The sequence below is a fragment of the Virgibacillus sp. SK37 genome (genome assembly GCF_000725285.1).
Classification (GTDB): Bacteria; Bacillota; Bacilli; order Bacillales; family Amphibacillaceae; genus Virgibacillus_Q.
Window position 1 is genome coordinate 2,803,258 of sequence record NZ_CP007161.1, and the last position, 14,559, is coordinate 2,817,816.

A 14,559-nucleotide genomic window follows, 5' to 3' on the forward strand; every position below is an offset into this window, starting at 1 on the left:
TGGTAATTCTCTATTTATCCCCTCAGATGTTATAGCTGCATGGGTTTTTACCATTATTATGGGCGGTATTGTTGTAATCTCCGTCCTTAAATATAAAAAGTTGCCAGTCATTTGGGAATTTATGCGGACAACAAATCATCGTAAAATCGGTACCTTATACATACTATTTGGCTTCATATTTTTCCTTAGGGCCGGAATAGATGCATTGTTTATCCGTTCCCAGCTGGCAGTACCTAATAACGATTTCTGGGTATTTCAATTCGAAAAATACAATGAAGTATTTACTACACATGGAACGATGATGATTTTTTTCGCAGCAACTCCCATGCTACTGGGCTTAATGAACATTGCTGTACCATTACAAATTGGCGCTCGTGATTTGGCATTTCCATTTTTAAATGCAGTCGGATTTTGGCTATTTTTCACAGGTGGTATGCTGTTTAATATTGCATTCTTTTTAAATAGTGCACCAGCAATAGGCTGGACAGGATATGCCCCGTTGTCTACTTCTCTTTTCACCCTTGGGGTTGGATCAGACTTTTATGTTTTCAGTTTACAAATTTCCGGTTTAGGGACCATTTTTACAGCACTCAATTTAATCGTAACGATTGTAAGAATGCGCGCACCTGGCATGAAATTCACTAGAATGCCATTATTTACATGGGCAACTCTGATTACAGCTTTTTTAATACTTGTAGCGTTTACCGTTTTAGCTATCGGCCTCTATTTGCTCATGTTTGATCGCATGTTTGGAACAAAGTTTTTCCACGGCCCTGATGGTGACCCTGTGTATTGGCAGCATCTATTCTGGATTTTTGGTCATCCCGAAGTGTATATTCTTGCATTGCCAGCCTTTGGTATTTTCTCTGATATCATATCAACATTCTCCAAGAAGCGCGTTTTTGGTTATCCAGCAATGGTTCTCTCCATTGTGCTAATTGGATTTTTATCCTTTATGGTTTGGGTACATCATATGTTTACCGTCGGTCTCGGCCCAGTAACTAACACAATATTCGCAATCACCACGATGGCAATTGCCGTACCAACAGGAATCAAAGTATTTAACTGGCTATTTACAATGCGAGGTGGTGTATTAAGATTCACAACTCCTATGTTGTTCTCACTGGGATTTATTCCATCCTTTGTTATGGGTGGTGTAACGGGTGTTATGCTGTCAGTCTCAGCAGCTGACTTTCAGTTTCATGATTCCCATTTCGTTGTCGCCCATTTTCACTATGTAATTATCGCTTCCACTATCCTGGGTATATTTGCAGGAATCTATTATTATTATCCTAAAATCACAGGTTTTGTACTTGATGAAAAACTGGGAAAGTGGCATTTTTGGTTATTTCTTATCGGCTTTCATCTAACCTTCTTTCCAATGCATATCTCAGGGTTGAATGGAATGCCCCGAAGAGTTTATACGTTTAGGGTAGGGGAAGGCTTAGAAATTACCAACTTATTAAGTACAATTGGTGCATTTACTATGGGAATAAGTATGCTATTTTTCTTTTATAATTTATTTAAGACACATAAAAAAGGGGAAAAAGTTGGTAATGATCCATGGGATGGACGAACACTGGAGTGGACAGTAGGTTCGCCTTCTCCAGAACATACATTTACCCCCATGCCATTTGTGGAAGAAACGGACCCCTTTTGGTATGCAAAATTGCGTAGGGAAAGAATCAAAACAACAAAAGAACACCGAGCTAGTCCTATTTCAAGAGATTCCATACTTCCTTTTCTTATGACAATCACCTTAGGCTTCATGTCTTTTTGTATGATTTACAAATGGTACGTGCCAGCAATTATATTAGGAGCAGGTGTATTCAGCTTCTTTGTCATCAGAGCATTCCATGATGAGAGAGCAGAGCATTACGGAAAGGAGCAGACAGATGATGAATAATTATGAAGCTACCCTTTTTAAAGATAAACAAATTGGTTTTTTTATCTATCTTTTTGTCGAAGCAATTATGTTTCTCACCCTGTTTGCAACCTATTTGGTATTCACCCCTTCTTCAGAGGGGCCGCATCCTTCTAAGGTCTTCGAAGCTAAAAGTGTAATCATTTCTTCCATTTTCTTGTTATCGAGTAGTGGAACACTGTGGCTAGCTGAACGTGGGCTTGAGGGTAAACAACTTAAAAAGCTTCTACCATGGCTGGGAATTACTCTTTTATTCGGTTTAATTTTCTTGGGGTTGGAGATTCGTGAATTTTCTAAGTATGTCGGAGAGGGATATACATTAAGTACTAGCTCCTTTCTCAGTTCTTATTATGTGCTTGTCGGATTGCATGCCAGCCACGTAGCCTTTGGTTGTGCTTGGATGGCTATTCTATTTATTCAACTCAAGCGGGCTATTCCATATTCTCTGTACATGGAGAAATTTAAAACCTTTTCCTACTACTGGCATTTTGTAGATGTAGTCTGGGTGTTTATTCTTGTAATCGTATATGTAAGGTATTTGATATAGTGGCTTTATAAAGATTCTATTGTAAAAGTTGCGGGCCAAACGTGATCTCGTATGTTTATAGTAAGAGGAAAATGCGAACTAACTTGATAGGGCTACAAACTCTCGATTCAAAAAAATACACATCTTTCTTGAGCTCGAAGGTGTGAAAATATTTAACCTGTAGCAGGGTCATGGGGCTAAACATCCTTAGCAGATCATCTATCACCATTGATTTCCATTCCAGATGAACGCTTTCCGCCGGCATGGCTTCAGCCGCTTCCTCCGCTACGCTCCGTGCAGGGTCTTCAGCTCATGCTATTCCGACAGGAGTCGTCATCTTCCATTATAATCAATTGGTATGTGCTATTGACTAATTTAAGGTATTTAAAAATTGAATAAGTAGCTCCTATCTTTAATAGCTTTGAGGCATGCAACTTAGCGAAGGGGAAATATGGAGACTCCTGCGGGAGGAGAGGCCTCGATGAGACCCCGGAACGCGTAGCGTGAGGAGGCTCAGCAGCCGCCCGCGGAAAGCGGAATATTTCCCCGTAGCGATGATTTTCGCAGCCTCTATATTCTTAACTATTTCGCAGTTTATCCATGTTGCGAATCACTGAATAACCAAATATATATTTTAAACCCATTTTAAAGCATTAAAAAACTGCCGGGCAAATGTTTGCCGGCAGTTTTCTTTTTCATTATTTAGCTGTATATCCACCTTCGATTGGTAATTCAATACCTGTAACAAATTTCGCTTCATCGGAAGCTAGGTATAATACACCATATGCTACGTCATCTGGATCACCAAGGTCTGGAAGTGGTGTTACAGAATGAGCCCAGTTACTCATTTGCTCATCTTGGAACATTTTTTCTGTCATTGGAGTGATAATGATACCAGGGTGTACAGAATTTACACGGATTCTGTCTTTTGCATAGTCAACTGCTGCAGCTTTGGAAAGCATTCTCACTGCACCTTTAGAAGCAGTATAAGGGCTTGCACCGCCACCACCAGTTAAACCTGAAGTTGAAGAGATATTAACAATACTTCCTCCCCCATTTTTTTGCATAACTGGAACAACATGCTTCATACCAAGGAATGTACCAGTAAGATTGATATTCATAATTTTATCCCATTCTGCTACAGTAGTTTCATGCATAGGTTTTTGAATAGTAATACCTGCATTGTTGACAAGTACATCAATTTTCCCAAATTCTTCTACAGCTTTTTCAACTGCTTCCTTCCAGCCATCTTCACTGGAAACATCATGGAAAAATCCAATTGCTTCTCCACCATTGCTTTTAATTTCTTCTACTACTTCTTTTACTTTGTCTTCTTGTACGTCAGTTACAACTACTTTTGCTCCTTCTTTCGCAAAAAGTAATGCTTCTGATTTACCTTGTCCGCCACCTGCACCGGTAACTATAGCTACTTTATTATCTAATCTTCCCATTAAAAACACTCCTTTAATACTGAAATAAACAATTCTATTATATTTTATCACTAAACTATTTAATGTTAAATTATTATGTCCCTTTGATTAGACTACTATATTTTTACCAATTGTTTATTTCTTAAACCTAGTTTTATAAGTAACTTTTCCCTTTCAATTCCATCCATAAGCTGTGAAGCAGGCCTATAAATCCAAATAACCATGCAGCGATAGCAATATAAAACATAATGTGAGGAACAAACATGAGAAATTCTACTTCTACTGCTTTAGAAAATTGATATGTACTTGTCATATACATAGCCAATGGAAAGGCCATTCCCCAGTATTGCGGCTCATAACTAATCGGATGTTGATTAATAACGTGTCGCCAGATCATTAATATAAACAATAGAGGGATCCACCATGTTCCTGTTATCCAAAAGAATAATGTAAATCCTTTTAAAAAGGGAGTGATTTGGTCAAGCAGCTGCCATAAATCCGCATGGAGTATCAATGTGGAGCCTGCTAAGGTAGTTATAGCTACAGCACCCATGTTAATCCAGTATGGGGGTGTTAATGCTTCAAACTTAAACTTCACAAAGGTAAAACGGTAAAAGATCAATGTAATTATATTCAGATATAGCATACAGCCAAGAAAGTACATAGCTAAGGTGAAAAACAATACACCCTCTCTTGTTTGTCCAGCCATATAGGGAGAGAGCAATGTTCCTAAAATAGATACGGACTGTGTAGCCACAGATGCGATCAGCCACGCTCCATTAATCCCTTCCTCAATGGTTGGCTTTTCTTTCCGAATCGTGACAGCTGTAAAAAAAGTATACATAATAATAACCCAAAGAACGATGGCAACAATCCATAAAGCTTGTGACATTAGATGACTGTGGCCGACTATAATTATTTGGCTCCCATAGACGGAGGTGCCTGCCACTAATGTAAAGAAACCTGGCCCCTTCATATGGTGAGTTACGTCTTGAATAATATTTTGGAAGTAAAAAAGAATACGTATAATCGTCAACACCCATAATACCGCATACGCAACAGTATTAATCGCTAATAATATATTGGAAAAAAGCAAATACCCTAACATATAAGAGCCGATCGATAAAGCACCAGTTGCCATAACTAACGCAAAGTAACCTGGAAATAGATGTTGCGCTTTTCTTGTTATAAACGGAATCACCATACACCCTCCTTTTTCTCTTAACTGGTTTCCTCTATTAGATTAACATATTTAAGTTAACGTTAAGCATAGAAGGGAGGTCAGTATGCACTGACCTCCCTTCTAAACTAACGTTATCTTGGCGGACGATTTTGTTTGTATTTTTTATCATCCTTCATATCATTCAACTCTTGCTTACTCTTGTTTTTCTTCTTTTTATTTTTATCACTCATTAAAACAACCTCCTTTAATTATAGGTTGCTTCATTTCTGTAAAAAAATGAATGCGAGTTGCGATTGTACGATTACTTTAAAACAAAAGCAGTTTCACTTGAGCCTTCTTTAGTTTTTTTCACTTCCAGTATTGCAGGGAAAATTGCTTTTAGTTCCTGTACATGTGAGATAACTCCAATCATTCTGCCTGACTGTTGTAAATCAACTAATGTATCTATTGCCTTATTAAGTGATTCTTCATCCAACGTACCAAATCCCTCATCAATAAACATCGTGTCAATCGTTATATTTCCTTGAAAACTCTGGATAACATCTGACATACCGAGTGCTAGACATAGCGAAGCATTAAATTTTTCTCCTCCAGATAATGATTTCACATCCCTTGTTTGGCCAGTATAAGCATCATAAACATCGAGGGCTAATCCGCTTTGTCTTCCGTGTGATTCCTGCCGGTCACTGCGAATTAGTTGAAATTGTCCATTGGATAACCTCCGCAAACGCTGATTCGCAACATCAATAATTTGTTCGAGGTATTCAATTTGCAAATATCGTTCGAATGATATTTTACGGTCATTTTGTCCACGAACAACATTAAACAAATCAGAAACTGTACCCAGTTGTTGGTCTATCTTTCGAACTTGTTCATTTGATTTTAATATATTTTCTTTAAGTTGTTGCGCTTCCTTATACCATTCTTTTGTCTGTTGTACTGTTTTCAGTGCTGTTTCATAAGCGCTTTTAAGCTCTTGAAGTTGAGCTTCAAGCAAAGAAAGATCCAATTGCTTTTTGTCCTTCAATGCTGCTTTCAATTCATCTACTCGATATTGGAGGGTTACCCGTTTCTGTTTGTATTCTTCGATCTCCCGCTTTGCTTCTTTACGAGCAATTTCCGACATCTTCGCCTCTTCATACGCTTTTGTGTCTATAAAACCTGCTTGGTCAAGCGCATTGTTCCATTCACGTTCAGCGTCTAGTTGCTTTCTCTTTGTCTCTTCAAGTTGATTTGTTGCATGGATTAAATCCGTATTTACCTTCGTCTGCTCTTCTTTCGCCTTCTGAAGCTCTCGCTGAACCTTATCCCACGCTTCTTCCATTTTCTCTTTTTTCTTTTCGGCCTCGGTAATAGCTTGTCTTAGTTCAGAAAGCTGCCGAATTTGTTCAGGGATTTTACCAATGCGTTCTTGATAAACTGCATAAGTAGTATTATATTTTTCATTTAATTCCTGGTATTGTTTCTCCAGCTTCTCTTCCTGTTCGGTTACCTGTTCAATATGTTGCTCCGTTTTTTCCAACTCTTCTTTTAGCTGTTTAACTTTCTCTGTTGCAGCTTCCAAATTTATAATATCCTTTTTTAGTTGGCGGCCCTGTTGCAAAATAGTTTCCTTTGCTTCTTCCGCCTCATTTACAGGAATATTAATTTCAGATAAATCTGCAGCTCTTTTTTCATACTGTGCTTTAACAGCTTTCCAATCGGCAACACTGGTGCGATAAATTTCATCTATTTTTTCAAGTTCCTTGCGAGCATTCTCCAACTCCTCTTTTGTTACACTAGCTTCTTCATCAGCTGCTTTGTTCGGATGGTGCTCACTTCCGCAAACGGGACAAGCTTCACCTTCATGGAGATGGCTTGCAAGTATGCTTGCTTGACCATTCAGCCACGTATTTTCTATTTTCTCATATTTTTTCTTTCTCATTTCATAATTAGTTTGCTTTTGTTGGACTTCCTCTTCCAATTTCACCTGTTTATTTTTCGTCTCAATAAACTCTTCAACCAATTTATATTGATTCAACATTTCATTTCGTTGATTGTTCTTTTTTACTAACTCGTTTGGGGATTGATCTAATACCTTTATCTCATTTCTGTAAGAATCTCGCTTATTTTTATACTGCTGATGTTTTGCAGTAGCTTCTTTAATTTTTTCGGCTATCTGCTTTCCATCTTGCTTTTGTTGCTGTAATAATCGCTTTGTTTGATCTATTTCTTGTACAATTGGCAAAAACTCATATAACTGATCAAGCTTTTTCCGAAGCGCTTCCCGTTCCCCTTGGTTACCTTCTTCCTTTTGAAAAGAAGCAAGAGATTCCTCTACTTTTTTAGCAGCAATTTGTTCTGCGTTTTGGGCTTGTTGCAGTGTTTGTTCTTTCTGTTGATAATCTCTCTTTAAATCAACACGTTGTTTTTCATATGGATAAATATGTGTAGCCCGTTCAGCTTGTTGAAGTTTATTTTCCTTTTCTTCATATTGAGGTGCTTTTTCCTGCAATTCCTTCCATTGAGCCTCTTTGTCTGACAGTTCTTCCCACTGCTTATTAATTGCTTCCGCACGGGAAAATTCTACCTGTTTTTGTGCATGTAGCTTGTACGCCTGTTCATATGTTTCCTCATCTTGTTTAATCCGTTCCTCGTAAAACTCAATTTCTTTTTCTAAACCAGCTACAACTTGATTTTCATTAAAATGCGCTTCACCCAAGACCTGAAAAAGTTGTGCATCTTCTCGAAAAGGGAGCGTAGCACTAATATGCTGAATATATGTATCTCTGGTTTGCACTGCTTTATTATACGCTTCCTCCACTTTGCTTTTTCGTATACGTAACCGTTCACTGATATGTTGATAGGTTTGTGTTTTAAAAAGTCTCCTTAAAATCTCTTCTTTATTTTCAGTTTGCGAAGTCAATAACTTTCGAAACTCTCCTTGGGGAAGCATAACGATTTGTTTGAACTGATCCTGAGTAAGCCCAATTAACATCTCTATCTTTTTATCTATTTCCGAAACAATTTGCCTGTCTACGCAAGGAATCTCTCTTTCTTCCACTTGTTCATAGAATTCAAAGCGATCCCCTGTTTTGGATTTGTTTCCTTTTTTAACATGACCAAGCTGACGAAGAACCCGGTAATAACGACCTTTTAATTCAAAAAGCAATTCAACCGCAGTATGTGTATCATCTTCAGCAAAATCACTTCGTAACATCAAGGTGTTTTCCCTGTCTTGTCCACTTGCACTTCCATATAAAGCAAAACAAATGGCGTCAAAGATTGTTGTTTTTCCTGCCCCGGTATTGCCGGAAATAACAAATAAACGATTATCTTCTAATTCGTTAAAATCAACAATCTCCGTTCTCTTATACGGCCCAAATGCCGTCATCGTTAATTTTAATGGCTTCATAACAAATCCCCCCAAATATAAGTTACTTGGTAATATATTCTTTTATTTCAGTTGCTGTTTCATTCTCTTCTTTTAACAGATCATTAAGAACTTCTTTAAAAATAGCTTCCGTCTCTTCTCCAACTTCTGTCCCTTTTACTTCTTTGTAAAATGCTCTAAAAAGCTCCAGGTCACTCATTTGCGTCCGCACTGTATTTTCATTCATTTCTTCCGCAGGAGATAGCAAATAGTTTTTACGTTCTACATGCATCGCATTTGGAAACACGGAACGGATTTTTTCCATTGGAGAAAGTACAGGTGTCTCATCCATGAGCTTAACAAATACATAATCTTCACTGACAGGCAACATAAGAAGTTCTTCCAACGTACCCTCTATCGTACGCATATCTCTTCTAGGTGAAAGCAGGCGTTTTTCCACTTGAACGTGCCCATCTCCATCCATCTCCACAATATGGAAACCTTTCTTATGATTTTCTTCAGAAATAGAATATTTTAGAGGTGAACCAGCATACCGAATCGTCTCACTTGTTACGAAATGCGCCTGGTGCAAGTGGCCTAGTGCGGTGTAGTGAAAATCAGCAAAATGCTTTGCGTCCACATATTCAGATCCACCAATGGACAGTGGTCGTTCTGAATCACTTGTGTTTTCTTCCTCTACACCATATGGAGTAACAAATGCGTGACCTACAAAAACATGACGAGCTTCTTTCTGCCTTGTAGAGGTAACTTGCTGCACAATTTTCTCCATCGCATCATTATGGGAGCGGATATTTTCATCCTGAAAAGTATTCCTCACCACACTGGGGTCACAATATGGGATTAAATGAAAATGGACTTCGCCATGCTCATCGTGTAATACAACGGGCTTAGGATCACTCGTGAAATTCCCAACAATATGACAGCCATTGTCTCTCATGATCTTACTGCCAAAATGCAGCCGACTTGGACTATCATGGTTCCCGGCAATAGCTAAAATAGGTGTTTTTAACTTTAATACAATTGTATCTAGTACCTCATCCAACAGATGTACCGCTTCTGTAGGTGGCACAGCTCTATCATATAGATCTCCTGCAATTATTACCGCATCCGGCTTTTCCTCTTCCACCGCATTGATAAATTGCTGCAATATGTAGTCTTGGTCCTCTGTCATGTAAATACCTTGAACCAGCTTACCCAAGTGCCAATCTGCAGTATGAAAAAATTTCATGGAATATCCCCCTCTTATTTTATAGCCATTTCAGATCTACTAAGTGAACAGATTCATAGTTTTTTCTATTGTAACATGCAATCTTTTTATTTAAGTTGTGTTTGTATTAGGAGATTAATGGAATAGCGTGGAAGCGGAGCCACTATGGAATGTTAACTTAGGTGATTATTCAGCCGATCTGGCACAGACCGGCTCAGACTATGAATTATATTTTCTAGCATAGACAATGCCATTCCAGAAGTAAACTGGACAATTATTCAAATGGTTGGCGATTTGTTTAAAGGAATTGTTTTTTTGCTTAGGTGAAATTTATAATTTATATCTTTTTAATAGGACAAAATCTACATTCTCCCTATTTTTAAAATAGTGGCCAGGCATTCTCAATAGCTACATGTTTCATTGCTGACTTCGGATTCACGACTACAGGGTGGTCTGCGAGACGAAATAACGGGATGTCTGTCTCACTATCAGCATATGCCCACATTTCATTAAGCTCTTCCTGAGATAAACGCCCTTCTTTTTTTGCCCACATCATCCATCTTTTTACTTCTGTTACTTTCCCCTCCCCATTTACTATGTTACCTAGTTCACCTGTACACACACCATTTGGATAATAGGTTAAGGTTGTGCTTATAATATGAACATCCCTAAGATCAACTTCCTTTACGAATGCTTCCAAAAATGGCTGTAGGGCTCCTGACAAAAGGATAATAGTATCTCCTTTGCTTTGGTGCTCCTTGATTCGGTCAATAAGTTCTGTATGTACTTCCGTTTTACCCAATTCCACAAGCTTTTCAAAAAAGGTATCCATTTCCTGCTTTGTCTTACCTCTGAACCCCTTAGCAAATGCTTTAAAGAACTCTTTTTTAAAAACGTTTTTCCCTTTTAATATGCCTGAAATAGCAGCTTTACCCAATCCGGCTGCTACAGGAATCCATTCCTTGCTTGTGTACTCCTTTTTTGCAATTTGGAACATAATTTTAAATGAATCTCCCTTATAAAGGGTCCCGTCAAAATCTACAGTTACTATAGCCATCCTGTATCTCTCCTTTTCTTTTATACGTATTTTCATTTTAACATAAGCTTAATAGCTACGAGAGCTTCCCTGTTCAAAGTAATTCAATATAGAGCTAGCAGTTGATTCCATAACATTACCAGCCGATCGTGTACCTCTTTTACTTCGACATAAAATGGAAATATTGATAAACTATTTTATATTAATGAACGAAGGTGATGGAATGGAAGAGATAGTTTTAGTAAGTATGGTAGTCATTCTCGTGTTGGGCATTTTTTCCCAATGGCTGGCTTGGAGAATTCAATGGCCGTCAATTGTGATTATGTCCATTACTGGTTTGTTAATCGGTCCTATATTTGGATTGATGAATCCTCAGGAAGCACTTGGTGATTTATATAGTCCGCTTATCTCACTTGCGGTCGCTATTGTACTATTTGAAGGCAGCTCCAGCTTAGATATCAGGGAGATAAAAGGAATATCTAAATCCGTTTTCCGCATCGTAACCCTCGGAGCTTTTCTTGCTTGGGTTGGAGGCGCTCTTGCCGCCAATATGATAGCTGGATTAAGCTTAGAAATATCATTTATTATCGGTGGTTTATTTGTCGTAACTGGTCCCACAGTTATTATACCTTTACTTCGTAATGCAAAATTAAAACCAAGAACAGCTGCAGTATTGAAATGGGAAGGGATTATTGTTGATCCTTTTGGTCCACTACTCGCACTCTTCGCTTATGAGGTAATCAAGGTACTTACTACATCTGATTTGCATCTCGATTATTTACTTAAATTTTTCTTTAGCGCATTAGTAGCTATTGTATTTGGCTATATTATTGGAATGCTCGTAAGTATTTTGGTGAGTAAAGGCTATTTACCTGAATACTTGAAATCCCCAATTATACTTGCGTTTGTACTGCTCTGCTTCACATTGGCAGAGGTAGTAATGCACGAAACAGGGATGCTTGCGGTAACAGTTATGGGTTTAACAATGGCTCGAACCAAACGTTACGTTTCAGCAATTGGAAATGTCAGTCATTTTGTTGAAAATATATCGGTTCTTTTAACTTCAACCATTTTCATTTTGTTAACAGCTTCTCTATCAAGAGAAACAATTGCAGAAGTGTTTACCTTACCAATCATTGGATTTGTGCTAGTTATGCTATTTATTGTAAGACCTGTATCAATATGGATTTCCACAATTGGTACAGAGCTTACCAAGGCGGAAAAAACCTTAATTGGATGGGTTGCGCCACGTGGAATTGTAGCATTAACTGTGTCGGGCTACTTTGCGGCAATATTAATTGAAGAAGGTCATGAAGGTGCGTCCATGCTTACCGCACTGACCTTTGCCCTTGTATTTATTACGGTATGTGCCCATGGCTTTACATTAGGCCCTTTAGCAAAGGCATTAAAGCTAGGCAATACAGAGGCACCGGGAGTTTTAATTGTTGGGGCGAGCAGTTTTTCAATTGCTTTTGCAGAATACTTAAGAAAGCTTGAAATACCTGTTTTGGTTAGTGATTCCTCTGGAGGAAGGTTGCGTGGAGCATTGGAAAAAGGAATACCGACATACCATGGTCAAATCCTTGCTGAACATACCCAGTATGATGTAGATTTGACACCATATGAAACGATCCTTTCCATGACAGGTGATGTATCGTACAATGCACTTGTCAGCCAATCATATGCACCTGAATTCGGTTACAACAATACCTTCTCCCTTCCAGCAGGTAATTTCAAACGAATGGATCAAGAGAATGTTTCCCATTCAGCTAAGTCCCATATATTATTTGCTGAAGAGGCTATTTTCACAGAGCTAAACCGCAGGATTAACACTGGGTATACAATACAGGAAATACCTATTACCGAAAAAAATAAAATAACAAAGGATGATATCCCCCACGATGTTATCCCATTGTTTATTATTAAAGAAAATAAACACATCCAATTTATCACTTTAAAAAAGAGATTAGTTTTAGATGAAGGCGATCAGTTGGTAGTGTTAAAGAAAGGATAATATTAAGCCGTTGGAGGTTACATATTCCCAACGGCTTTTTGGCTCTTTTATAGATTCAAAAATATATTAAGGCTTTCTAATAAGTCATAAAATAGATAGAATGCGAACTAACTTGTTGTGGATGGAGTAATTAATTTTACAGAGTAAGCACCCATTGATTTGCGTTTCAGGCTGACGCTTTCCGCCGGTATGGCCTCAGCCGCCCGCGGAAAGCGGAATATTTCCCCGTAGCGGTTACGCAGCCTCTATATTCCTATTTAGTTCGCACTTTACTCCTACTGTGTAGTAAATGTATTATTTTTTATCCTACAACATGTGAGATAAAATCTAATATTTATGTTTAGTTCATATATCCCCAGGAAATATAAAGGAGAGACCTAAGAGAAGGTTTGCAAATTATCGATTACTTATTTGGAGTTTTCGCTACCTTTCTAATTTTCACCTGCCCCATATGTAACCATGATATAGTTATTATAAGAGTTGGAGCAAGATAATTTTCAAACCAACGTTCAAGCACCTGTCTAGCAATGATAAACCTAGCGGGACTGTGATAACTCAATTTTATATTAAATAATAATAAAGGAGAGTCACATGAAATCATTTTTTAACACTCGTTTTATAAAATTTCTTGGTGGAAGAGACTTACTGTTTGGATTACTCGTCCTTTTCCTGCTTGGAATAACTATTTATATTTATGACAAAGTTTCGTTTATTTTCCATCCATTACTGGTCATAATTTCTACACTCGCAGCACCGATTATTTTAGCGCTCATTGCCTATTATTTAGTGAAACCGATTATTCATTTACTAGAAAAGTTACGCATTAACCGCTTGGGTGCCATTATAATTATTTTGCTTGGAATAAGTGGGTTACTAACAGGCATCATTCTATTAACTGCACCAGCAATACAGTCACAAATTAAGGAATTAGCTGTGGAACTGCCTAAGTATTTAAAGGAAATGGGCAATGGAATAAAGTCTTGGATTTCGCACTCATTTCTCGCGCCGTATTACGATGATGCATATCAATGGGTCACAGCAAATCTTAGTGAATTACCAAGCAAGATCAGTAACTATTTTGGTGGAGCCATGGAAGGCATTCGTAATGTTGCAAGTACAATAACTCAGGTTGTAATTGCTATAATCACCTTCCCTTTTGTTCTTTTTTTCTTATTAAAAGATGGCGACCGCTTTAAGGAACACACCCTGAAATTGCTTCCTCCTCAATTTAGAAACGATGCAAATCAGATTTTAATAAACATGGATAGGCAAGTAGGGACATATATTCAAGGACAAATCATCGTGGCAACATGTATTGGTGTTTTATTATTTATAGGTTATTTAATCATTGGGCTTCCGTATGCGATTACACTGGCAATTATTGCAGCTGTTACGAGTGTTGTTCCCTATTTGGGGCCTATGATTGCCATTTCGCCGGCAATTATTATCGCAATTGTCAATTCACCTTTTATGCTTGTCAAAATGATAATTGTTTGGGCAGCTGTACAATTTTTCGAAGGACATTTCATAACACCAAACGTAATGGGGAGAAATATGCATATTCATCCACTTACTATCATTCTGATTCTTCTGGTAGCTGGAAATTTATTTGGATTAATTGGAGTAATACTTGGTATTCCAGGCTATGCGATTCTTAAAGTTATTGTTGTCCACATGTTTCAGAAACTTAAAGGAAGACATAATGAATATTACGGTGATAAATACGGGACATATAAATAACGCCTAGAACAGGTGGTTTGTAAGTGGAAAAGTCGATTTTATACGAATTTTATAAGTTCGTATGAAATCGACTTTTTATGTGTTTTTGAAATTCACCTTTATTATCATCCTTTAAAGAACAATACA

Annotated in this window: 9 protein-coding genes; 4 read left to right on the top strand and 5 right to left on the bottom strand. The window is 37.8% G+C overall.

Going from position 1 to position 14,559, the window contains the following annotated elements; translation table 11 throughout:
• The first annotated feature begins 58 nt into the window (after window positions 1-58).
• Both X953_RS14220 and X953_RS14225 read left to right on the top strand, forming a co-directional pair.
• Window positions 59-1,906, top strand: coding sequence for a cbb3-type cytochrome c oxidase subunit I (locus X953_RS14220; protein ID WP_040957135.1), 1,848 nt, complete (start codon window positions 59-61; stop codon window positions 1,904-1,906).
• Window positions 1,896-2,471, top strand: a complete 576-nt coding sequence (locus X953_RS14225; protein ID WP_040956183.1) for a cytochrome c oxidase subunit 3 — start codon at window positions 1,896-1,898, stop codon at window positions 2,469-2,471. Before X953_RS14220 ends, X953_RS14225 begins: the two co-directional genes overlap by 11 nt.
• A 677-nt stretch (window positions 2,472-3,148) precedes the next feature.
• Here the strand turns inward: X953_RS14225 and X953_RS14235 are convergent.
• The 5 genes from X953_RS14235 to X953_RS14255 all read right to left on the bottom strand — a co-directional run bounded on the left by X953_RS14235 (window position 3,149) and on the right by X953_RS14255 (window position 10,700).
• Window positions 3,149-3,901 (bottom strand): SDR family NAD(P)-dependent oxidoreductase, encoded by a 753-nt coding sequence (locus tag X953_RS14235; protein ID WP_040956185.1) that lies wholly within the window; start codon window positions 3,899-3,901, stop codon window positions 3,149-3,151.
• Window positions 3,902-4,034: 133 nt separating this feature from the next.
• The gene (locus tag X953_RS14240; RefSeq protein ID WP_040956186.1) at window positions 4,035-5,084 is read right to left on the bottom strand and encodes a tellurite resistance/C4-dicarboxylate transporter family protein; all 1,050 of its coding nucleotides are present in this window, start codon (window positions 5,082-5,084) and stop codon (window positions 4,035-4,037) included.
• A 280-nt stretch (window positions 5,085-5,364) separates the two neighbouring features.
• A complete protein-coding gene (locus X953_RS14245; RefSeq protein ID WP_040956187.1) occupies window positions 5,365-8,457 on the bottom strand; it encodes an AAA family ATPase in 3,093 nt (1,030 codons plus the stop codon).
• A gap of 22 nt (window positions 8,458-8,479) precedes the next feature.
• A complete protein-coding gene (locus X953_RS14250; protein ID WP_040956188.1) occupies window positions 8,480-9,664 on the bottom strand; it encodes an exonuclease SbcCD subunit D in 1,185 nt (394 codons plus the stop codon).
• Between the two features lie 358 nt (window positions 9,665-10,022).
• Window positions 10,023-10,700, bottom strand: a complete 678-nt coding sequence (locus tag X953_RS14255; RefSeq protein WP_040956189.1) for an HAD family phosphatase — start codon at window positions 10,698-10,700, stop codon at window positions 10,023-10,025.
• 202 nt (window positions 10,701-10,902) lie between these two features.
• Between X953_RS14255 and X953_RS14260 the strand changes: the two genes are divergently transcribed.
• On the top strand, window positions 10,903-12,693 hold the full coding sequence (locus X953_RS14260; RefSeq protein WP_040956190.1) for a sodium:proton antiporter: 1,791 nt from the start codon (window positions 10,903-10,905) through the stop codon (window positions 12,691-12,693).
• A 591-nt stretch (window positions 12,694-13,284) separates the two neighbouring features.
• Window positions 13,285-14,433: an AI-2E family transporter gene (locus X953_RS14265; protein WP_052350142.1), complete on the top strand. Its 1,149-nt coding sequence runs from the start codon at window positions 13,285-13,287 to the stop codon at window positions 14,431-14,433.
• Window positions 14,434-14,559: the final 126 nt, after the last annotated feature.